This is a genomic window from Candidatus Abawacabacteria bacterium (assembly GCA_016207805.1).
Lineage (GTDB): Bacteria > Patescibacteriota > Gracilibacteria > RBG-16-42-10 > RBG-16-42-10 > JACQZO01.
The window spans coordinates 94,643-116,891 of sequence record JACQZO010000002.1 but is presented as its reverse complement, the minus strand read 5'-3'; the positions used below and the strand labels follow the sequence as shown (position 1 = coordinate 116,891).

The 22,249-nt window shown below is 39.6% G+C and carries 17 protein-coding genes and 1 tRNA gene; 11 read left to right on the top strand and 7 right to left on the bottom strand.

Annotated elements, in window-relative coordinates:
* Window positions 1-56: 56 nt before the first annotated feature.
* Together HY817_00925 and HY817_00920 are read left to right on the top strand one after the other, a co-directional pair.
* Window positions 57-133: transfer RNA gene (locus HY817_00925), tRNA-Arg, on the top strand.
* Between the two features lie 122 nt (window positions 134-255).
* On the top strand, window positions 256-1,101 hold the full coding sequence (locus tag HY817_00920) for a class I SAM-dependent methyltransferase (GenBank protein ID MBI4835802.1): 846 nt from the start codon (window positions 256-258) through the stop codon (window positions 1,099-1,101).
* Here the strand turns inward: HY817_00920 and HY817_00915 are convergent.
* Window positions 1,098-2,600: an adenylosuccinate synthetase gene (locus tag HY817_00915; protein ID MBI4835801.1), complete on the bottom strand. Its 1,503-nt coding sequence runs from the start codon at window positions 2,598-2,600 to the stop codon at window positions 1,098-1,100. The two genes, HY817_00920 and HY817_00915, sit on opposite strands and share 4 nt — an antisense overlap.
* 126 nt (window positions 2,601-2,726) lie before the next feature.
* Window positions 2,727-2,933 (bottom strand): hypothetical protein, encoded by a 207-nt coding sequence (locus HY817_00910; GenBank protein ID MBI4835800.1) that lies wholly within the window; start codon window positions 2,931-2,933, stop codon window positions 2,727-2,729.
* A 90-nt stretch (window positions 2,934-3,023) separates the two neighbouring features.
* Between HY817_00910 and HY817_00905 the strand changes: the two genes are divergently transcribed.
* Both HY817_00905 and HY817_00900 read left to right on the top strand, forming a co-directional pair.
* Window positions 3,024-3,911, top strand: a complete 888-nt coding sequence (locus HY817_00905; GenBank protein MBI4835799.1) for a hypothetical protein — start codon at window positions 3,024-3,026, stop codon at window positions 3,909-3,911.
* A 58-nt stretch (window positions 3,912-3,969) separates the two neighbouring features.
* Window positions 3,970-4,638, top strand: coding sequence for a hypothetical protein (locus tag HY817_00900; GenBank protein MBI4835798.1), 669 nt, complete (start codon window positions 3,970-3,972; stop codon window positions 4,636-4,638).
* Between the two features lie 37 nt (window positions 4,639-4,675).
* Here HY817_00900 and HY817_00895 read toward each other — a convergent pair whose 3' ends face one another.
* Window positions 4,676-5,350: a hypothetical protein gene (locus HY817_00895; GenBank protein ID MBI4835797.1), complete on the bottom strand. Its 675-nt coding sequence runs from the start codon at window positions 5,348-5,350 to the stop codon at window positions 4,676-4,678.
* A gap of 109 nt (window positions 5,351-5,459) precedes the next feature.
* On the opposite strand from HY817_00895, the gene trxA reads away from it, so the two are divergent.
* Window positions 5,460-5,786 (top strand): thioredoxin, encoded by a 327-nt coding sequence (gene trxA / locus HY817_00890; protein MBI4835796.1) that lies wholly within the window; start codon window positions 5,460-5,462, stop codon window positions 5,784-5,786.
* Here the strand turns inward: trxA and miaA are convergent.
* Complete coding sequence (gene miaA, locus HY817_00885; GenBank protein ID MBI4835795.1) at window positions 5,761-6,678, bottom strand: tRNA (adenosine(37)-N6)-dimethylallyltransferase MiaA; 918 nt, start codon at window positions 6,676-6,678, stop codon at window positions 5,761-5,763. The genes trxA and miaA overlap by 26 nt on opposite strands.
* Window positions 6,651-7,943, bottom strand: a complete 1,293-nt coding sequence (gene miaB / locus HY817_00880) for a tRNA (N6-isopentenyl adenosine(37)-C2)-methylthiotransferase MiaB (protein ID MBI4835794.1) — start codon at window positions 7,941-7,943, stop codon at window positions 6,651-6,653. Before miaB ends, miaA begins: the two co-directional genes overlap by 28 nt.
* A 189-nt stretch (window positions 7,944-8,132) precedes the next feature.
* Here miaB and HY817_00875 point away from each other — a divergent pair, with 189 nt between their 5' ends.
* Together HY817_00875 and HY817_00870 are read left to right on the top strand one after the other, a co-directional pair.
* Window positions 8,133-8,381 (top strand): hypothetical protein, encoded by a 249-nt coding sequence (locus HY817_00875; protein ID MBI4835793.1) that lies wholly within the window; start codon window positions 8,133-8,135, stop codon window positions 8,379-8,381.
* Window positions 8,382-8,387: 6 nt separating this feature from the next.
* The gene (locus HY817_00870) at window positions 8,388-10,913 is read left to right on the top strand and encodes an SMC family ATPase (GenBank protein MBI4835792.1); all 2,526 of its coding nucleotides are present in this window, start codon (window positions 8,388-8,390) and stop codon (window positions 10,911-10,913) included.
* Here HY817_00870 and HY817_00865 read toward each other — a convergent pair whose 3' ends face one another.
* Window positions 10,914-16,766, bottom strand: coding sequence for an Ig-like domain-containing protein (locus HY817_00865; protein ID MBI4835791.1), 5,853 nt, complete (start codon window positions 16,764-16,766; stop codon window positions 10,914-10,916).
* 130 nt (window positions 16,767-16,896) lie between these two features.
* Between HY817_00865 and HY817_00860 the strand changes: the two genes are divergently transcribed.
* The 4 genes from HY817_00860 (at window position 16,897) to HY817_00845 (ending at window position 20,633) form a co-directional block, all read left to right on the top strand.
* The gene (locus tag HY817_00860) at window positions 16,897-17,919 is read left to right on the top strand and encodes a polysaccharide pyruvyl transferase family protein (GenBank protein ID MBI4835790.1); all 1,023 of its coding nucleotides are present in this window, start codon (window positions 16,897-16,899) and stop codon (window positions 17,917-17,919) included.
* A 91-nt stretch (window positions 17,920-18,010) separates the two neighbouring features.
* Window positions 18,011-19,090: an SH3 domain-containing protein gene (locus tag HY817_00855; GenBank protein ID MBI4835789.1), complete on the top strand. Its 1,080-nt coding sequence runs from the start codon at window positions 18,011-18,013 to the stop codon at window positions 19,088-19,090.
* A complete protein-coding gene (locus tag HY817_00850) occupies window positions 19,087-19,350 on the top strand; it encodes a DUF1653 domain-containing protein (protein MBI4835788.1) in 264 nt (87 codons plus the stop codon). Before HY817_00855 ends, HY817_00850 begins: the two co-directional genes overlap by 4 nt.
* 5 nt (window positions 19,351-19,355) lie before the next feature.
* A complete protein-coding gene (locus HY817_00845) occupies window positions 19,356-20,633 on the top strand; it encodes an NAD(P)/FAD-dependent oxidoreductase (GenBank protein ID MBI4835787.1) in 1,278 nt (425 codons plus the stop codon).
* Window positions 20,634-20,645: 12 nt separating this feature from the next.
* On the opposite strand, the gene HY817_00840 is transcribed toward HY817_00845, so the two are convergent.
* The gene (locus HY817_00840) at window positions 20,646-22,046 is read right to left on the bottom strand and encodes a peptidoglycan-binding protein (GenBank protein MBI4835786.1); all 1,401 of its coding nucleotides are present in this window, start codon (window positions 22,044-22,046) and stop codon (window positions 20,646-20,648) included.
* Window positions 22,047-22,249 lie beyond the last annotated feature (203 nt).

The following is a 22,249-nucleotide window of genomic DNA, read 5'->3' as shown; positions in this document are numbered from 1 at the left end:
ACTTTTTAATATGTTGACTCTCCGATAAATTCCAGTATGCTAGGCATGTTTTATATGTATCCGTAGCTCAGCTGGATAGAGCGCAACCCTGCGGAGGTTGAGGCCAGAGGTTCGAATCCTCTCGGATACACCAGCCTGCGCTTGCAGCTTCGGCTGGCGGGGCCAGACCTGATAGATAAATACGATACTAGACCTAATTGTAACTTTCTAAATTGATTGCTACTTTTGTCGTGATAGATTTTAGCTGTTGCTAGCATGTCTTTTTCGGTTAAGTTTTTATTGTTTCTCAATCGCTTCTTTAAAGGCCGCCCCCATCCGTTTAATATGCGTGCTCAGCAGAAGCTGGCTTATTATGATTATGAACGGGAAAGCGCTCCTTTGGTATTTAAAAGTTTTGAAAAAGTACTAGGAGAAAAGTTTTGGATAGAAAAGAGCGTGATGGACTTTGGCTGTGGTGCTGGAGGAAAGTCTCATTGGCTCAAGCTGCATGGTGCGGCAAATGTGATTGGTTTAGACACTTCAAAAACGCTTATTGAACAAGCAAAAGAACGAACAAAAGGTGAACAGGGATTAGAGTTTATCGAAGGAGATATTACCAAACCTAGCTTTATTGAGAACAATAGCATTGATATTGTGATTGCTAATGATGTTTTTGAACATGTCAGCAATCCTCAGAATATGCTGAAAGAAGCTGAGAGAATTTTGCGTCCAGCAGGATTGCTATGTATTAATTTCGAGCCCTATTACCATTTCTTGGGGCATCATATGTGGGACGCCATCCATATCCCCTGGGCACATGTGTTTTTTGCCGAGACAACTTTAATTGCTGCTTATAAACACCTGGTTCAGGACTTGCCTGATGGCCAAGAAAGAATTGATTTTCGTATTAGTAGAAATGCTCAAGGCCAAGAATATGTTGGTTATCTCAATCATATTACGTTGACTCAAGCAGATAAGATCTTCAAAGAAAGCAACTTTTCTCTTGAACACTATGTAATAGAAAAGTTTGAGAAACCGATTCTGCGCAACTTAGCAACAATGACAAAGTTGCGGGAATTTCTCACTAAAAAGCTAATTGTAGTACTACGCAAAAAAGCTTAAGCAGCCCAATCTAATAATTGATCCCTACCTGGTCCCACGCCAACAGCGCTAATGCTCGCTCTAGTTTTTTCTGCTATCGCTCGAACAAAAGCTTGGGCCTGGAGAGGCAAGTCTGCACTATTAGTGATCCCCGAAATATCTTTCAAGAAACGTGGATGGAGCTCTAACCGAGACACTACCTGGCGAAGCTCTGATTCAGTAGTTGGCTCATAATCAATCTCCTCACCACCTAGTTCATACCCAGCAATTACAGGAATATCACCATGCCACAACTCAGCACCACTAAAATCCGCTAAGCGATCAAGCTTGGTGATAACTATGTCATCTATACCATGAATGGCCACGTCTTGCTGCAATTTGTGGACATTTAATGGTGCCAAACGTCTTGGTCTACCGGTAGTAGCACCATATTCATCTCCTAGCATACGCAAAGCAATACCAACCTCCATAGGATTTTTAGATCTAAGCAAAGTAGCAATTTGATAGCGAGCCTGCTCTACCACTCTGCCAGGTACCGGATCTGCTGCACAGTACTTTTCAGATTCTTCTCCACCGAATTCGCCAACGAATGGGCCATTTCCCACTCTAGATGCAATTGCCTTGATCACTCCAGTAACAGTACCCATAAACTGGGGTGCTACATCCATACCTACTAAAACAGCCCCCGGTCCTGCATTACTTGAGGTGACATAAGGATGAACCCCGTAGGTAACATCAATACCTATGGCTTGAGCTCCCTCTCCAAGTACTCTTTTCCCTTTCGCTAATTGGGAATTCATCCAGCCAGCATTTCTTTCCAACCAGCCTTGGCGAGACATCACTTTTACTGATTCTATAAAACTATCAATATCGCTTAATACTTGCTTTTCTACTGCTTCCAGAGCAAAGTCAGGTGATAATTCTTTCAAAGATTCTTGTTTACGACAATAAAGAATAAATAAGGCCTGGTACTTTTCTAAAATAGCAATTTTAAGCGCAGACCAACGTTGATGTAGTAAGTTTTTTACTCTTTGAGGATCACTCAATACGTCAGATACACGTAAATTCGTAAGACCCAATTCATCACTGCGCATCACTTTACCTGTATAGGCCTGTCCAATTCCATTACCTGTAGTGCCGATTGCTGCACCAGTTAATTTGTCTTCTAAAACATGTAAGGGTGTCACTGTGGTCGCTAATACAGAAATATGCAATCTATCCCCTACTTCAATGTCGTTAGCTCTTAGATCAGCAATTTCTGCTAGCACTTTGATCGGATTTACTACACAACCTGAACCGATATAAAGCTCTTTGTCAGGATAAACTACACCTGAAGGCAATGCATGTACTACAATTTTTCTACCATCTTTGAGCACTAAGGTATGTCCAGCATTGCTACCTCCATTACCTCTGCCGCAAATTTCGTACCCTCGAGCACGTTTATGAACCACACGCCCTTTGCCCTCGTCTCCCCAACCTAAACCAACAATACAGTCAGCGCTCCCTCTTGCTAAAGACATATTTTGTAATCAAAGGAGCGTATAGTAAAGTTCTTTATGCAATTAGGCAATACTAAAAACACTAAAAAGCAAGCACCTACTGAGAGCCCCTTACTTTTTAGTGTTGATCGGCAATACACACAAACTCTAAGCAGCGTCGCGGCTACGATATACTCCTGACTTTGCTTGAGCTTCAGGCGCTGGTGGTGCAACATGTAAGCCTGCAAGACGTGCGCGAACTCCAACTCTAGCAGGATTCAATTGAGCTGCCAATTCTTCTTCACTTGCTAAAACTCCAGCCATTTCTACTAGATCCCCTGGCTCGCTTTCTTTTAAATTTTCAACTCTAGACATATAGTATTTTTTAATGTCATCCCCATTGTACTCACCCCCCTTGCTTTTTGCAAGTAATGATTGTAATTTACTATCCCTCATTTTTTAATTATGGCAAGGTTCGATCCCGTTAAGATTGGTGGAGTAGAATATGAACATCTGCGAGAAATTTGCGTTAATCCAAAAGCACAAACCACTTTTTTTGATGCATGTGGGCAAGAAAGTAGACGTCTGGCTGAAGAGGTAAGTCAAATACGTATTCGAGACCTTTTAGAAAAACGCTTACGAGCTGAGAGAAATATCGATGTACGCAGTATGGAAAGAGCGGCAATTATGTTTGACACAGCACGACCATCATTAGCAATTAAACTAGATGCAGATAGTCAGCAAAGAAAAGTGGAGTTGGTAGGAGAATTAGAGTTATTAGTAGAGCATTTACTTTTAGCAGCAAAAGCTAGAGCAGCATTGACAGAAGTGCTGAGACCTGAGTTGGCAGTGAAAACAGCCGATAGATTGCCTCATATATCTGCTATATATGGCGCCGCTCTTATGGTCACAACAAATAGAGCAATCTTTCATGATGCAGAAATCCCAGTCCAAGCACGCATACCAAGCTCACCAGTTAGACAACCGAGAAAACGTGGTCATGTAATGATTGATCTGAATTCAGTAGAATTTATTCGCATGCAAACGGTTAATAAACTCTATCGTTTAATTAATGCTTATTTAGCATACGGCGAAAAGCAAGTTCAAAATGCTATCACCAATGAAAAAGCAGATAAAGATTTCCTTGCTAAAGTACAAAAAGTGTTTACAGAGCTACTAAAACCAAGCTTAGCCGATCAGACAAGCCATTTCTCGCATCAACATTTGGCACTATTGCATGGCACATTCGTTGAGCTAACAACCAGATTACTAGAGCACCCTCATATCCCTCTGTTACATCAGCTCACAGCACTGGAAGAAATTGCTAAAGAGACAGCTTTACCCCGAGCTTAATTTGCTTATAATCTGAGCATATATTATTACTGCTAAGTCCTACTTACGCAGCTACATTATGTATGTCCAGCATCAGCTACAATCAATGATTACTATCGTAAAAGTTTGGTATCAGCTGATACTAAAGACCAGTTTCTTTAGCATCATTGGCATCTTAATTGGTGGCACTATTCTCAACGTACAAGAAGGCTCTCTATTCGCCTTTGATCTTGCTCTTTTTTATTTGTATTGGTCTTTGGTAATCCCCTTATGGCTACTAGGACAACATTGGGTTAGTTTAATTCCAGTAGCATTTACTTACCAAAGTGACATTGTGCCATTATCCAATACTTTGGGAGTTTATATTATTTTGTTCTCACTAATTATAAACTTGCTTCTTTTGATCTATCACGGACCTAAAGTCATTTTCACTCTTTACTTTTTCTTTACAGGGCAAGCTAATCCGATAGGAAGCTCGATTCAGCTGACCAAGAGTCGGTATGTTTATTTGGCCTTGCGTATCGGCTTAATAGTACTGCCTTGTTTGCTCATCCAAAGTATATTACCTATTGTGACAAATGCGGTTATACAGCTATTTGTTCCTCTTTATAGTGAGATTTATATCGCCACATCATCGTATGGGCAAATCCTAAGTTCAATAGTAGCCACTTTATTCACTAGTATTATTACTACTGTTTATTTTTATCACCTGTGGCAAGAAGAAATTCATTTACAAAAAAAGAGCTAATAGAAATTATTAGCTCTTTTTTCATTACCTACTTAATTTAGCGACTGTAATTGTAGTAACGAATATTGATTTCTGTCAGACCACTTTGCTTTTCGAATTCAATGAAGACACGATCATCATTAGTGCCTTGTAGTTTTTGTAATTCAATATGACTTTTATCAGAACCGTTTGCCTGACCTTTTACCTTCCATTCCCCAGCTGCAGATGTTTTGGCTAAACTACGATAGAAATCGCCTACTGTTTTCAGTGTGTCCATAGTCAGATACGTCAAACGCAAATCAATTGGGTCCATAGATTGGAATGAAGCACCAGAAAGTTTTCCATTAGTATAATTGAAACTTTTTACACTATCTGGCACCCCCTCAGGGAAATCGACGCTTTCTAATTCTTGAAAATCACGAGCTGCTTGGGCTCGGGCAAATTCTTCAAAGGAATTAACGATACCACTCACAGCACTAGGGTTGGTAATTGTACCATCAGGACCTACAGCCTGGCCGAGTTGGCCAAGAGCATTTAGTCCCTGGAGTGCTGAATTCAGATCACTATTCGGTAAGTTTGTCGGCAAACCGGCTAGTGGATTATTCAGAATATTAGGTAGTGCAACTGGCGGAGATGGTGGTGTGGGTACTGCTGGTGACAAACTACAAGCAGCTAATACTAGAACTCCGAATATCGGTAACAGCAGCTTTGCCTTAGAAAAAGAAGTGTGCATAAACAAGCAAATTGGTTAATACAAAAGTATTGTAGCATATTATTTTCTACTCCCTATACTTCGGCTAGAGAGAACATGTATAGTATGTGAGCAATTAATTTCTGCAACTATGGTAGTTCATATTACTGATCAAAATTTTGGCCAAGAAGTTGAACAATATCAAGGTATTGTTTTAATCGATTTCTATGCTGCCTGGTGCGGTCCCTGCAAAATGCAAACTCCGATTGTTGAAGCTCTGGCGGAAAAATACCAGGAGCAAATAAAGGTGGCAAAGCTTGATGTCGATGAAGCAGGTATCACTGCTGGTAAATTTGGCATTTCCAGCATTCCTACACTTTTGTTCATACAAAATGGCAAAGAAGTAGAACGCTTTATTGGTTTACGACAACCTGCTGAATTGGAAGCAAAAATCAGTCAGTTACAGAAAGCCAAATAATTTCTTTGTTTCGTTTCCACCAGGTCATTTGCCTTTTGGCATAAGCACAGGTATCGCGAATGACCTGGTCTTTCATTGCCTGCAAAGAATATTCGCCATTTAAATAGCGAATCACTTGTCTATAGCCAATGCCCGTTAAAGCATTGGGAATGATTGGACAAGTCTTCTGAAGTCGCTGAACTTCCTTTATTAGGCCATCAGCCAACTGTTTTTCCACCCTGGCAGCAATTCGTGCACGTAGTAACTTTTTGTCAATTGCCAAGCCTAAAAGTAAATAAGGATATTTGCTAGTTCCTCTTTTTTTTTGTTGCCATAACCAAGCTCCAGTTTGATCATAATATTCTAATACCCTCATAAGACGCACGCTGTTTTGCCAATCAATAATATGTTGTGCCTGAGGATTCAGCGTCATTAGTCGATCTTGTAATTGGACCAATGGCCAATTACGGTAATTAGCAACTTTTTTCCCTTCACTACCGGGTAACTGATAATTATATACCAAGCCATCAATATAAAGCATGGTGCCACCGACAAGCAGGGGCACATGGGTGTTAGCAAATACTTTTTCTATTGCTTCATTGGCTTTGGGTAAATAATCTGCCAAAGTAAAATTATCCTCTGGAGACACAATATCAATGAGATGATGGGGCACTTGCTGAAGTTCAGCAGCTTGAGGTTTGGCAGTACCAATATCCATGCCTCTATATACTAGCCGAGAATCCGCTGAGACAATTTCTAAAGGAAACTTTTTTGCCAATTCGCAAGCCAGACTTGTTTTCCCTGAAGCAGTAGGTCCCAAAAGTACTAATAGAGATTGTGGCTCTTTCTTCAATTGAGTCTCTATATATTGACTCGCCTGCTCCACTATACTTTCTCGCCACGAAGTACCCATGTCAAAGCTTCATTAATCTTTACCGTTACAATATCTCCGATCTGCACACCTTCAGCCGGCAGCTCAACATATTTAAAATGTTGTGAGCGTCCTGATGCTGTATCATTTTTTACCCTATCAACCAAGACGCTTACACTTGTACCTAAATACACCTTATTTTTTTCTTCGGCAATTTCTTCTTGCAAGGCATGTAATTCACGAAATCTTCTTTTCTTTTCCTCTTTTGATATATCATCATTCATCTTGTAGGCCAATGAGTGCGGTCGAGGTGAATACATACCTATGTATACTAAATCAAATTGGGCCTTACGATAGATATCCAGAGTATCTTGAAACTCCTCTTTAGTCTCACCGCAGAAACCTACGATAATGTCAGTACTGATAGTAATGCCAGGCACTGCCTCATGAAACTTTTTCACCAGCTCCAAGAAACTTTCTTTAGTATAAAAACGATTCATACGACGCAGTACCGTAGATGAACCTGACTGTACAGGTAAGTGGATCGTGGGACAGAGATTGGCAATCGTAGCATGAGCCTGAATAACATCATCTTTCATATCTTTGGGATGAGGAGACGTGTAGAATATGCGCTCAATGCCTGGAATTTTGGCAACTTGATGCAGTAAATAGGCAAAACTTGCCGATTTACCATCCTCTTTCGCACCTCGGAAACTGTTTACGTTTTGACCCAAGAGCGTCACCTCCTTGGCACCTTTAGCAGCAAACGAAGTAATTTCAGCAATGATATCTTTTACTGGGCGACTACGTTCTCTCCCTCGGGTAAATGGCACGATACAAAAGCTACAAAAATTATTGCAACCAGTCATGATCGGTACATATACTTGAAAATTATTTTTTACTTTTGGGATTATATTTAGATAATCATTATATTCACTGACATTCAGATCAACCCCCATCAACTCAGCTAACTTTCCTGGTAATGTGGGCAATTCCTCAATAGAAAAGGTGATATCAACCTCAGGAAGCTTTTGTTTAAAGTTGTAGCCTTTATGAGAAACCATACACCCGGTAACACCAATAACCATGTTGGGATTTTGTTTCTTCATTGCTTGCCATTTTTCTCTACTACCCAAAATTCGATCCTCAGATTTCTGACGTACTGAGCAAGTATTATAAATAACGACATCAGCCTCACTCTCTTTTGCAGCTTGAGCAAAATTTAGGCTTTCTAACACTGCTGAGATCCGTTCTGAGTCGGAAACATTCATCTGACAGCCAAAAGTTGTAATGTGATATTTTCGCATAAGGAAGACCAATAAGAACGGGACCAAAATAGCATGGCACAAGGTAAAGAGCAAAATACCAAGTATTGTCAAAACAATTCCCAGCTAAAGATAACCAGAGACCACTAGGAGCAAGTTGTAAAGACCTTGTCGATAGGTGGGCTAGGTTTCAGTTTATCCCATGCTATAGTTAAATCTTATAAAGTTCCTATGCTCGTTTCCCAAGTTGCCCAATCCATTTCACAATATCTGACATTTGCTTCTGTCGAGCGAATTGAGGATAGTCAGGCTTTGCTTAAATTAGATGGCACTGGCGAGACGGTTTATTGGCCACTTAGTCATTTGCCTGCCCATATAGAAACTGGCATGCAAATTAGTATTCAATTTGGTGATGAGAAACTCCTCAAACAAGAAAGAGATATGATCGCTCATAATGTACTTCAGCAATTAATGCAGTAAGCATCAATGCATCCTAAAAATCTTTATCTCAAAAACTTCTTAAGTTATGGAGAAAAAGGTGTAGATATCGATTTCAGTCGATATCATACCTTATTGTTTTTAGGTGCCAATGGTGCTGGGAAAAGCTCCATTTTGGATGCAATGCTATGGGCAATTTGGGGAAAAACACGAGCTGGAGGAGATACGGAAATTATGCATAGTGGCAGTACTGATATGGAAGTACGCCTGGATTTGGTAATTCGCGACCATACTTACCGAATTATTCGCAAAAAGAGTAAAAAGGGCAAAGGATTTGTCTCAATCTTGGAATTACAAAGTCTTACTGAGCCAATCACAGTACTTACTGACGCTACCATTAGTGCGACCCAAGAGAGAATCAATGAACTGATTGGTATTGATTATGACCTTTTGATTAGTTCAGCTTTTTTAAGGCAAGGTGACGCTCAAGAGTTTACCCAAAAATCTCCTAGCAAGAGAAAAGAACTTTTGGCAACAATTTTGAATCTTGAACGCTATGTTCAGTGGCATGAAATAAGCAAGAATCAGCTACGTGAAGCCGAAAGCAAACAGCAGGCGATAACTCAACAAAAACAGTATTTACTTGCTGAAAAAGGCAGAATCAGTAATGAAATCACTCAAATCGAAATTGCTTTGGGACAAATAAATCACACTCAGTTAACACTAGATAGTCGAAACTTGGATGAACAGATTAAAAGTATCGAAGCTGCCTTACAGATTAAACAAACTCAGGAAGAACAATTGCGTTATTTAGAGAATGCACATGCACAGTATGCTCAAAAGTTGGCAAGTACCAAAAGCAAAATACAAACTTTGGTGGAAAGAAGAAAACCACTACAAGCCCGGCTACCTGAAAAACATCCGGCACCAATAGACCATATTAAATTGCAAGCCCTTCATGATCAGGTTACCAAGCTACAGAAAGCAAAAATAGTTGAAGAACATGCTAAAGAGAAGCTGTCCTATATAGATCACCAACTTGAGCAGATACAGACACAAATCAATGGACAAAATGAAAAGTATAAACAGGAATATGAGAAATTAAAACATTCACCATTGATCATAGGTGAAACATCTGAACAATTGGCAGAAAAGTTGTTAGCAACAAAAAAAGCACATGAGACTTATGCTGCAGTTCAAAATCAATTGATTGCAATCAGTAGCCAAATCGGTGGCTTAGAACAAGAACTAAATCTGATCGTTCATCAGGGTAATCAAATTAAAGTAAAAAAGGAGCAACTTTTGGGATTAGGTGAATTATGTCCGCTTTGCGAACAAGGGGTAGATAGCCATCACAAAGAAACAATAGTCAAAAAGTATGATGAGGAGAGAAGTGATCTAGTTCAACATTACAATACGCTAAAGGAGCAAAATGATCAGTTATTAGCACAAAAAGTTATTTTATCTGAGCAGAGTATAGTGTTGCGAGAGCAGATTGAAGCGGGCGCTAAGCTGCAAGAAGCACAAAGTATTTTTCAGCAATTACAACAACTCACTGAAAGAAATAAAGAGATATTACTGAACTTCGAAGCACAAAAAGGTAAGTTGGCCCAAGAAAGAGATCTCCTCCAAGTTGAGATAAAGACAAATAAAGTATCCGACCAGGAATTAGCTCTTGTCCAACAGCAAAGAGATCAATTATTGGCTGACGATAGTTTGTATAGAGATTATCAAAATTATATACAAGAATTACAAGGAATAGATAAAGAAGTTTCGTTATTAACAGAGATGGAGCAAGGAGACAAAAAGGAATACGCCGCTCTAGATGAGAAATTACAAGAGCTAAAGATGATCCTAAGTAAAACCACTGTTGATAATGAAACTTTAAGAAAACTCCGATCGGATAAGGAAGTGATGCTCAAGAAACAAGCAGACCTATTACAACAAAAAAATCTAGCTCAACACTTAGGCAACGAAATAGACAGAATCGGCGAGCAGATCAAAGGCTTAGAAGAACAGCTCCACAACTTAAACATAGATCAAGATGTTTTAGGCCTATTAGTAGATGCCTTCGGTTATCGAGGAATACCAACAATGATCATTGAAGAAGCCATTCCTCGTCTAGAACAATATGCCAATGACATTTTAAGTTTTCTTTCCGACAATACCATGAGTATTCGTTTCAGCCTGACCAGAACAAGTAAAACTGACAAAGACACTCAAATTGAAACCTTGGACATTTTGATTGGAGACACCTTTGGTACTAGGACCTATGAACTTTTTAGTGGCGGCGAGGCTTTTCGCATTGATATTGCTTTGCGTTTGGCTTTGACCAAGCTCCTGACCGAAAGAAGTAATGAGCACGTTGACTTCCTGGTAATTGATGAAGGCTTTGGTTCCCAAGATGAAAGCGGTCGAGATCATATAGTGCAGATCCTGCACAAACTGGAAAAGTTTTTTAGCTTAATTATCATCATTACTCATGTCGATGAATTAAAGGAAACCTTTCCTGATCGATTGCTAATCAGAAAAGGTCCCTTGGGTTCCGAAGTGCTGGTCGATATGGAGGATTAATTAGGGGGTTACTATAACTTCTTTTGCCGCACTGGTACCAAATATATCCGGTGCATGCTGGACAAATGCTCGGGCAGGTCTAACTTGATAAGTGCCTGACACACCGGCTTTCGCTATATAATTTATTTGATAAACACCTTTACTGAGGAAACGGGCATAGGTAATCACTCGATCATCTTTCATCTCTTGATGAGTCCATGTCCAAGGCAATATCATATTTTGTAAGGTATTACGATCTAATTGTAAGGCTGTAATTTCATCAAGCAAATGTTGCTGCCAACGCGAGCTAGTTTGAAATACAAAGTTTTGCGCATTGAGGCCTGCCGGTAAAGGATCATCTACGGTGACCAAGTACTGATCATGGGGAACAATTACACTTAACCTCACGTATACATCCTGACCTTGATGAAAAGAGTGTAAAGGTGTTTTACCTTCTTTGTCTTCGAGAGCAAAATATTCACGATAGACATTAATTCCTTGAGTAAGTGGCATAGCAGCAACATTGCGCTCTTCATACTCTAACAAACCGGTATAATAGAGATTAGCATTACCTGTTTTTTGAATTAGCAAAGTATTTTCTTCACCAGCTAACTTTAGCTGTTGGGCAGAAAAAGAGACTTCACCAGCTCCATTTCCCTGGCCAATCTCTTTATCATTCAAAAGCACTTTCCAGGTGACAGCAGCACTGTTTTGTTGATTCAATTCATGAGCAACTAAAGTGTATAAAGATTTCGTAAAAATATCAGGACAAATATCATTATTTCGTGCTGATAGAACATAGCGCATAAGATCAGCAATAAGAGGATCATTGGCATTTGCTGTGGCTAACAACTGCAAAATTACTGTATTAGTATAGAGACCATTATTCACTGGATTGATGGTCACAAGTGGCACTCTATTGTCTTGGAAATGAGCTAATGTAGCAGTTTTTACCACTTTGTTTTTAATAGCTAACACTATAGATTGAGCCTGATCATCACGATGGAGATGCAATAGTGCCATTGCCAAATGCGCCTGGGAAGCTAACGACATTTCTGTCAATCGGTCCACGAGAGTCTGCGTAGGTAGAGTGCTCTCTCCTGCTTTAGCTAGAACAAAGGCAACATACGCCTTGTTGTCTAATGTTTCCCGCATTTGTGTTTCGGCAACTTTTCTAGCCTCATTGGTAAAACTCTTTTGGGCATTTTGGTCTAATTCTGTTGGCTGATTGAGATAGTCTACTAAATAATCTTTAGCCCGTTGAAGAATCTGACTATCAATTGTTATGTTTTGGCTACGAGCATGAGTAAGTACAGAAAAAACATAGGCACTCACATAAGGATTACTGTTACTTAATCCCGGGAAATAATTAAATCCACCATCATTTTGTTGATAGACATAAAGCCTTTGTACTAATTCAGCAGAGCGCTTTTCTTTTTCGATGGGAGTAAACTTATCGTCTAAAATCGTTACTAGCAATTGAGCAGCAATCACATCTGAAGAGCTATAAGGAAGCTCCTGGATATCAGTGGAAAACCTCATTGCCGTATCTTGTAATTGCGATGAGACCTTCACCGTTCCTTTGATACTTTCAACCACGGTGCCAACAGGGATAATGATCTGTTCTACGACAGCTTGTTCTCGTACAGTCCCACCAAAAGCAGTAGCCAATTGAATCGCTTGAGCGTAGACAGGAATAGTTTTTTCCACATTGTCATTATTGTTCTCTCCTTGTAAATGAAAAGTCAATTTTGCTAATGAGGGTTTGGCTGTAACCTTACTTTCCCAATATATTACCCTGCTACTTTGGGCCGGCAATTGAACATCTTGTATAGGATTACTGAGAATATCGATATTCTCAGTATCAAGACTTACTTTTACATTAGTATTTTTAACCGAAGTGTTATGAACTGTAGCACCTATTTTTATTCGATCGTTACTAGTAGCAAACTTAGGTAGTATCGGCTCAACAAAGACATCTTTTTTGCTCAATAAGGGTAGTGTAGCACTACCTACTGATGTGTCATCAGTAGCTCCAAAAACCCACACTTGCCAGGTAGTAATATTATCAGGAAGTGTAAACTTTATTTGCGCCTTACCTTCTTCATTTACTTGGATATGGGGGTTAAAGTAAGCGGTATCCTTAAATTGTTTTCTCTTTGCTAAAGCGGCTGCTCCATCACCTCCTTTACTTCCGCCCCCTTTTTTCACATCTATTCTCTTTATAAGAGTCACCAAACTATTAAAGGTATATACCGACAAAGACCTCTGTCCAAAAAAACGTTCAATTAGATTATCATCTCTTTGACCACTTAATGCCAATAAACTTTGATCCACCACGGCCACGGCAAAATCCCCTCGTACGGGCTTGCCATTGGCATCCTTAACAGTCAAATTCACTGTTGCAACGGATTGAGGTGTATACACAGAAGCATCAGATGATAAATCCAGATGTAATGCCTTAATGCTGGTATTGATCCGCAGATTAACATATCCCAGTTTGAAACCCGGAATATTATCCTTGCCATATCCTTTGACTGCTAAAAGTGAAACAAAAACGTTAGGCAAATATTCTGGCTTTAGTGGCAATTCGATTACTGTGGCTGTTGTGGAGATATCAATGATTCTTTTTTCGATGATACCATTCCGTTCAATAGTGAGGAGACCTTTGACACCTTCATAAGGCGATTTAACTAAAAGTTTTGCGGTCTCACCTATAGTGTATTCTTTCTTGTCGGGAATGATGTCCATTCGATCATTATTATCTCTTCCCCAATTAATATAAGTTTCACTATTGACCCAGACATTAGTGCCACTAACAACGGTGTGCCCTTTATTATCACTAGCTCTAACGCCCACATGATATTGGCCGCCTTCTGGAATAGAAAACACTAAATTAGTTTTGCCATCACTGCCGGTAGTGAAAGCAGTATTTTTAATTGCAGTATCTATGAATGAAGTATCGTAATAAAAGAAGCCATCCACTCCCTTTTTCTTTACAGTTTTATATTCGCGTTTATAGAGTGTTGCCTCACCACTGGTATGAGTACGTGCCGTTCCTTTCACATTTACACTCGCGATAGCAAAAGTAGCATTTTCTTTCTGCTCAACAACATATTGCTGATTGGCTATACCAAGATAAAAGTCACCTTTATGAACTATCACATTTTGACTTGAGTAAATCATCTCTTTGGTATTTGGATCCTCTACACCTACCTCAATATTCAGCATCTGGGACTCTTTCTCATCGGTAAAAGTGGTAGGTATAGTAAATTCAATTTCCCCTTGTTCATTGGTAGTTGTCGTTTTTTCTACCCATGGCTTCCCGGATCGACCTGTGGGATCACAGTACAAACACGCAGCTTCTATATCTGAGAATTGGTAACGATCATAGCCATCAGGATAGAAGAAATAGTCACTGGCATAGACGCGATATGACACTTTGGCAGTACTTAAAGGCATACCAAAGTAATAAGTCGCCTTGGCCTTTACATTAATTACCTCATCACGCACATATTCCTCCTTTGGAGTTTGTACCTCTACTTTAAAAAGAGGCTTTTTATATTCTTGTACTTGGAATGTAATATACTGCCTTTCATTAGCTATTTCTGTCTCTAAGGTGTAATTACCCAAAGATGCTGACACTGGCAAATTAACTGTATCACTAACAGTAGAATGACTATCAATCAGTAATTCTTTACTCCAAATTTCATCTCCTGTTGGATTAATTAACTTTGCTTTTACTTTTGTGGCATTGCTAAGAAGCTGATACGTATTATCTCTCTCCGTACGATATATTCCTTTGAAAAACACTTGCTGCCCGGGTAAGTACAGAGGACGATCAGTAGTGACGAAACCCCGCACCTTTTCTGCTGAAGAGCTCTGAGCAATATAAAAATTCCAGGCCTCAATTCCTTGACCCCAACTATAATCATTACCAGTGAGAGCGAAGTCGTCACCTTTCTGACCAATAGCCAAAAGAGATGGGAAGTTATAATAGCCATTTTCTTCTAGAGACAAACTGCTTGGCCATGGAAATGAAAATAGACCATCAGCATCAGTGGTTCCTTGGAGTAAAGTATTTTGAGCATCTTTAAAAAGAGTGATTTGCATCCCTGCTACTGGTAAGCCAGACTTCAGATCAGTGGCCCAAACCATTCCGCCAGTAGGATAAACTTTCAAAGTCAAAGCAGTCTTGCTTACCAAAAAAACTTGCCTTAAGTTGAGATTATCATGCCCCACTGCTTGAGCTCGCATCAGATAAACACCTGAGGTAGGTATTTTGCTGGTAATATCAACTGGAATTTCTACCACTTGATTCAAAGGATTGGGAGAGGAAATATCCCATGTACTCTGATTGTTTAACTCTATTCTGTTTGTAGACTCCCGTTTCAGCATTGGCCAAATATCAGCGACATTGATTTTCCCTAGGCTCAGCCGAACTTTCTCAACATTGATAGCTTGGAGAATTTGTTCATAGCGATCGCCGTAGCCATCAATCAGACCGAACTCCTGACGGCCGACAAAAGCAACATCTGCTGGAATAGGAGCAGTGTCGAATTTTAGAATAAAATCGAATGGCATTTTTTGTCCATATTGATCCACCCAATTCTGATTGAGAGTAACTACATAATGAGTTGATGGTAAAAAGTCACCACTAATAGTTAATGTTTGGTTTTCAGCGTATTCACTAAGATCATTAAATTGATTTTCAATTCTTGGTTCCACTTTAATAAAGCGGTCAATATCTTTGTCACTCATTGGGTTGGTAAATTGCATAGTCACCCCATAGCGGGCTGCGTCTTTGCTGCCTTCTTGCGGCTCAGTTTTTTCTACCAAAGGCAAACCGACGGTGCTAAAAGATAGGACAAAATCTTGCTCCAAAGCAAAGGTGCCATGAGCTGACTTTAGGCCCTTGTGTACTGTGGTAAGGAAACTAGTTTGATAAGGCAAAGGTTGCTGTGGAGTGAGCACCACTTTGGTCCCCTCTTCCTCTAAGCGTAAGGCAAAAGATACCTTCTGTCTCTTCTCAGTGATTTCCCAATCAATATTTTGTTCTAATGAATGCTGGTCTATAGCTTGATTAAAACGGATGATTACTTCTGTCTGTGGTCCTGCTTTTTCATAACCATTGGCAGGATAACTATATAATATGGTGGGATGTGCAGTATCAAAATGCCAAGAGTAATCTTCCTGGAGCGATAGGCCATATAAGTCCTGAAAAGATTTCGCAACTGTGACAGTATATGAAGTAGCAGGCTGCCATTGCTCAGGGGTAAACTGCAATGTATTGGTTCCTACCCATTGATACTTACCAGGTGTCGAAGGAGAGATATTTACTGGTGGCACAACAGGCATTTGAGTGAGGGTAGAGGCAGATATCATTGGCCTATCAAAAACAATTATCAAAGGGGCTGCCACATCTTGAATTTCGCCTTGGGGTAAATTCATTATCACTGTAGGAGGCCCTGATATTTCAAATCCTTGATAGAATGTTTCAGCAAGTTTTTTGCGTAAAATATCTTGAGCACTAGTATCTATCCATACTTGATATTGTTTTTTTTCTCCCCAATTTCCTGTTTGGGGGATAAAAACTAATGTGCTTCCTTCCCATTGGAAGGAACCTTCAATATAGGGGGTAATGTGAAAAGCGGCCTCCACTGAAGCTTTATCCATCCAACGTGAGAACGGAATACGTACTGGGGAGCTGTGATCGATCTTTTGGATTTGGCCAAGCACTAAATTATCACCACGAACTTGCGGTGGAGTCAAAAAGGAATATCCTACCATCGCTACTCCGACCAAAATAAATAAAGTGACAGCTCCAATAAGAAATTTATACCATACTGAAAGCTTTTTTTTTGCTTCGGCCATAAAATAGCAATTAAATTGAAAGTAGTTTTACGTGAACAGCATAGATCAGGTGATCAAAACATCAAGTGAGTGATGGTCCGGCTTGTTTTAAAATGATTGATATTTTACTTTATGAAAGCAAATAAATTTTATGCGCATTGCATTATTAGGCAGTTATGGAAGAGGAAATATCGGTGATGAAGCAATAGCACAAAGTATTCATGCCCAGATCAGGCATTTATTTCCTCAGTCAGAAACAGCCCTATTTAGTCATGATGTTACCAACAGTAAAGCACTCCATACAGAGTTTAGCCATATATTCCCCATGATTGCCACTGGTGCCCGGAGTTTCTATTGCCAATGGCGAACAAAAGTTTGGCACAAAAGTATTTCTTATTTAAAAAGTTGCGACTATATCGTTATTGGTGGGGGTGGTATCTTGCATGATCAAGAAATTGGCCAAAAGGGATTTAGTCCTCTCTTCATTTGGTGGCTGAGAACCTTATTATTCTCTTATTTCAAAAGGAAAATTATCATTTGGGCAGTTGGTGTAGGACCGATCAAAAACTCCCTTAGTGAACTTTGGCTAAAAGGTATTTTAAAGCGCGCTTTTTTAATTACTGTACGAGATCAACATTCTAGCGAATGGGCACAAAAACATACTCAAAAGCCAGTTACGATTGTTCCTGATCCAGTTTGGGGATATTTTTCTGCTCCAATTCACCATCCCAGTTCTACCATTTTGGGAATTAATATTCGAGAAAGTAAGCGGCTTACTTTTGATGAAGTTAAAAGGCAATTATTGCAAGCAGTTGACCAGATTCTCCAGAAGAAAACTATTACTGAAATCTGGCTTATTCCCTTTGCCCTACATCAACCTGATGACCGAGACATTCTCTCTCAATTACAGAGGACTTTGAATCAAGCTTTTAACCTGCCAGTTGCGCTCAAAGTTGAGCACACACCAGAGAAAGTATTTGCCTTGGTAAGCAGCTGTACACATTTTATAGCTATGCGATTTCATAGTTATATTTTTGCTATTTCCGCCCAAGTTCCTTGTACATTATTGAGTTACAGTAAAAAAACTGATGAAATTACCAAATACTCATTGAAGGAATATTTAAAGCACCAAGAGGACACCAAACAATTCTGGCTCAAAAAGCTTAGCATTTGACTCCAACAAACCACGCTTGTAGTGTTCCTCCTGATATTTTCATTCTATGCTCAAAACATTTCGCTCCCTTGTGATACTTTCCTGTGTGCTAATGCTTACAAGTAATGTGGCACTCGCCTCTTGTGGGTGTCACTTGGTGTTAAAAAATGCCAATGTCCGTTCGCTGCCAAGTGTACAAGGTAAAGTAATTGATGTGTTAGATAAAGGAATGCATGTAGAAGTATTAGAAGAAACAAATCAATGGTGCAAGATAGCCTATACGATGGACAAACCAGCCTATGTTTATTGTCCTTTATTAGAGCCGATAGCTAATGAAGAGCACCATGATAACTCTGAAGATACTGATTATGAAGGTTGGAATGATGGAGAAGATGACTATGGCTACAGTGATGATGAGCCAGATTACTTGAATACTGAATGGAATAATCTTTCAGCAGATGACACCCCTTGTAACGCTGTTACAGAAAGCTGCAGCTCAACTTTTAAAGCTAGCGTAACTGGTAATATGGTATCAGCTCAAGATGGCAATCTGGATATTAATCTTCATCTCAATGGAGCAATAGATTATAGCAACAAAGCGATAGCAGTGAATATTAATGGCTCAGGAGTTCATCAGGACATGAGTATTATGGGTGGTATGCAAATGATTATTAATCAGCAAGGGATGTTCTCCCGATTTGAAAATATGCAGGCAACTGGTAATCACGCTACTCCCTTTCCCCTACCTCAAAACCAATGGTTGAAATTGCCAGCAGAAGATAGCTTTCCTTTGGCAATGTTCTTACCAAGAGCAGGCAATCTGCCTGAGTTTGTTGAGTTATCATCAATAAGTACCTATTTAGAGACAGCGACAATCAATGGAAAAACATATTATCACTACTCCTTGAAAAATATGGACTTAGCTAACTTAGAAAACTTATTTACTGGCACTAGTAAAACCTTGGGTTCAATGCTAACTCCTCAACTTGACTACTGGGTGAATAGTGAGCAAGTACTTACTGAACTGCATGGAAAATTTCATTTACCAGCAGACGACATATTCGCAGGTGGCGAACTGGAAATCTCTATTTCCCTTGATACAGCCAATCCTAAAGTAACTATCACATCTCCGGCAGAAGCGGTGGAATTTAGAGGAGATTTTGACACACTTTTACCTGTTGATTTGCTATGAAAGACTCAGCATCTTTAGAACAAGAGCTCCTGCAAATCAGCCAAACTTTAAAGGCTGAAGATCAATACACCCATTATAAACATCCGGACAGAAAATATAAAATCATTAGCATCGCTTTTTTAGAAAGCAATGAAGAGCCGTGCGTAGTCTATCAGGCGCTTTATTCACCTTATGTAACGTGGATACGACCAGTTAGCAATTTTCTAGAAGAAGTGATTATTGAGGGGAAAAAGATCAAAAGATTTATCAAGACAAATTAACAATCATGGGCAAACAGTATGACGTAGTTATTTGTGGCGCAAGTTTCGGTGGCATCACTCTGGCACTCCATCTGGGCCGACATTTAAAGGTATTATTAATTGATCGCAAACCTGTTATTGGTAGTCAAGTAGAGTCTACCGGTTTAATTACTGAACATACACGGCAGATTTTTGCTCAGTTTTTTGATATTGATCGCTACATCACCAATCCCATCACCTCAATCGCGGTAATTGCCACCAATTTTAAAAATCACTTCATTTCAGAAACAGATCATAATTGGATTTATCAAACTGACACTAGAAATTTGGTCAGAGCATTAGCCGATTCTTTACCTGAAAATGTCACTGTTCTTACTGGTTGTTCATTACAAACATATCAACAAATTGGCGAAAGATTAACTATCAACTTAAAGCATAAAGATGCGCCCCTAACAGTAGAGACGAAGTTTTTAGTTGGCGCTGATGGCGGCCACTCAAAAGTTGCCGAATCGCATGATCGACTGAGCAAAAATAGACGATTTCTCTTTGGTATAGAACAAGTCTATTTAGGGGAAGTATTGCTTGGTAAAGAGCCGGAAAAAACCATTTATCATTTTTGGTTCGGAGAATTTTCTTTGGGTTATGGAGGCTGGCTTTCCCCCACTATTATTGATGGGAAAAAAGCATTTCGTATTGGGTTAGCAAAACTTTTTACTGATGAAATGAATCAAAGCGGGAAGCTCTTGCAAGAGTTTGTCCAAAAATTGCTTGCAGAAAAAATCATCGCCATTGATGCTGACAATACTAAACCGGTATTTGCCTTCGGCAGTGGCATTCCTATTGCCGGCCCTTTGAAAAAGATTATCGACAAGAATGTCATGTTAATTGGCGATGCTGCCGGCTTGTGTGGTGCATTTGCCGCTGACGGGATCAAAGGCGCAATAGTTTCAGGTATTGAAGGTGCCAAACTAATAGAGGAATATTTCCAGGGTAAGAGTTTACACTCAAAACAATTGCATGCAGCCGTCAACAATTATAATCAATTGATGGCATACTTTCACAAACAGTTACGTTATCGCTGGATTTGGGATCAAATGAAAAGAAATGATACATTCGACACTATGTTCAAAGTGATTGAAGCAGAGAAGAATAATTTTTTACAACAATTCTGTGATAGTAAGGACCGACGACGCAGTTTGATCTGGACCGTATTGAAGGCCAAACACTGCATTCGACTAGCTAAGTATAGTATTTTAGTACTCCGTGATATGATTCTTGGTAAACGAAAATCAGCTAGAAACTAAAGGACTACTATCTTAATTGCCTTTAGTCAAAGTGCCTTGTACTAGAGTGAATTGTTCGATGTAACGAATGAAAGTAGGACTCAAACTAATATCCATACCTAAACTCTGATCTAGCCTAGTAGCAGTTTTAAGCTCAAATGAACCTTCACTAGCTGCTGAAGCTAGCTGTACATGGTATTGGGATTGGAAGTCTTTTACTGCTTTTTCTGTTTGCTCACCATAGAAGTCAGTAATAGGACCAGTGTAAACCCCTATCTTTTGAAGCTTTTCTTGAAGGATTTTCACTTCAGTCCCCTTACTACCACGCTTAAGTACTAAAACAGGATCAGGCACGGTAGTCTTTTTGCCTAACAATACCGCTAACATTTGTTCACGCGTCTTTTCATCAAAGTTTCCGGCTCGAGTATCATCGGCTTTAGCAATTAACTTCTCAGCTAATTGGAAACGGACAATGGCGGCCTTGGTAGAAGGACCAAAGTAACCAGTAATGGTTGGTCCATCAAAGTAGCCTAGCAAACGTAAGTTTTCCTGTAATTTACTTACTTCTAATCCTTGGGCTCCATATTCTAAGGCAACCGTAATCACTTGACCGGAACCTGAGGCATCAGATTTGCCTTCAGGCGCTTCTTCAATTAACTCTTTAGTCTCAGGTTTCTGGCTAAGCAATGCCTGCCAGGTACGAGGACCTACTATGCCAGCACCATAACTCTCAGCATTAACGATAATCTTTTGTTGAATTTGAAAAGCAATCACCTGATTTTCTAGAGCCTTATCAAATTCACCAGTTAACGCTACCTTTAGTCCAATATTATTTAAGCTTTTGCGTAAAAACAACACATTTTCACCACTCTCGCCAAGACTGAGATTTTTGCGTCCACCGGAAAGCTTCTTTTCCCAGTATGAAGATGGCAAAGATGCTGGGGGTAAATTATATTTACCAATGCGCTCTTTAACTTCTGCAGGAACTGAACTGCCTGGTAAGTAAACTGTACAATTTGTGGTCCGTTTTCCCCAATTCAACGCTCTTGCTAAACCCTCATCCCCCTTTCCTACCCAAATATCAAAACGATTCCCCTTAATAGCCCCTCCACGGTCATGCACTTCGCCAACACCAAATCCGTGAATATCAACAATTGTACCAAAAGGATAGTCAGGAGGAGCTGCTACTAATCCTAGTTTCACTTTGGTACCATCGGCAGCGGTATCATCACCATTCATAGCAATATCGGCAGCCAAACTCCCTCTTTCGAAGTTTTTTTGTTCAGCAATTGGTTGGTAGTAGGCAGTAACTACACAATTTAAATTAGTCACCAAATCTGCCACTTCATCATTATCTGCAAAAGCGTGCTGGGGCACTAGAGAAAGTAGCAAATTAGCAATAATCAGCGCATGTATATATTTGTAATTGAACATATTTATTTGTGTTTTCCTTTCATTATATCAGGGATTGTGTCTCTTTTGCCTTCATACAGTGCACTTTTTGTTGACAGGGAAGTAATGTCTCACTATAGTCTCGATACTATCTGTTAGACTACCGGTAATTATGTTCCTGCCTAGTAGGGACCCGAGAACAGTCTTTTGCTCTGATTATTTTTATTTAATAAGTTCTCCACGCT

Bases quoted from the DNA above. Each gene is read 5' to 3' on its own strand.
- HY817_00895 (MBI4835797.1), bottom strand. From the start codon at position 5,350: ATGCACACTTCTTTTTCTAAGGCAAAGCTGCTGTTACCGATATTCGGA.
- HY817_00870 (MBI4835792.1), top strand. From the start codon at position 8,388: ATGCATCCTAAAAATCTTTATCTCAAAAACTTCTTAAGTTATGGAGAA.
- miaB (MBI4835794.1), bottom strand. From the start codon at position 7,943: ATGCGAAAATATCACATTACAACTTTTGGCTGTCAGATGAATGTTTCC.
- HY817_00910 (MBI4835800.1), bottom strand. From the start codon at position 2,933: ATGTCTAGAGTTGAAAATTTAAAAGAAAGCGAGCCAGGGGATCTAGTA.
- HY817_00845 (MBI4835787.1), top strand. From the start codon at position 19,356: ATGGGCAAACAGTATGACGTAGTTATTTGTGGCGCAAGTTTCGGTGGC.
- HY817_00905 (MBI4835799.1), top strand. From the start codon at position 3,024: ATGGCAAGGTTCGATCCCGTTAAGATTGGTGGAGTAGAATATGAACAT.
- HY817_00900 (MBI4835798.1), top strand. From the start codon at position 3,970: ATGTATGTCCAGCATCAGCTACAATCAATGATTACTATCGTAAAAGTT.
- HY817_00840 (MBI4835786.1), bottom strand. From the start codon at position 22,046: ATGTTCAATTACAAATATATACATGCGCTGATTATTGCTAATTTGCTA.
- miaA (MBI4835795.1), bottom strand. From the start codon at position 6,678: ATGGGTACTTCGTGGCGAGAAAGTATAGTGGAGCAGGCGAGTCAATAT.
- trxA (MBI4835796.1), top strand. From the start codon at position 5,460: ATGGTAGTTCATATTACTGATCAAAATTTTGGCCAAGAAGTTGAACAA.
- HY817_00865 (MBI4835791.1), bottom strand. From the start codon at position 16,766: ATGGCCGAAGCAAAAAAAAAGCTTTCAGTATGGTATAAATTTCTTATT.
- HY817_00855 (MBI4835789.1), top strand. From the start codon at position 18,011: ATGCTTACAAGTAATGTGGCACTCGCCTCTTGTGGGTGTCACTTGGTG.
- HY817_00850 (MBI4835788.1), top strand. From the start codon at position 19,087: ATGAAAGACTCAGCATCTTTAGAACAAGAGCTCCTGCAAATCAGCCAA.
- HY817_00860 (MBI4835790.1), top strand. From the start codon at position 16,897: ATGCGCATTGCATTATTAGGCAGTTATGGAAGAGGAAATATCGGTGAT.
- HY817_00915 (MBI4835801.1), bottom strand. From the start codon at position 2,600: ATGTCTTTAGCAAGAGGGAGCGCTGACTGTATTGTTGGTTTAGGTTGG.
- HY817_00920 (MBI4835802.1), top strand. From the start codon at position 256: ATGTCTTTTTCGGTTAAGTTTTTATTGTTTCTCAATCGCTTCTTTAAA.
- HY817_00875 (MBI4835793.1), top strand. From the start codon at position 8,133: ATGCTCGTTTCCCAAGTTGCCCAATCCATTTCACAATATCTGACATTT.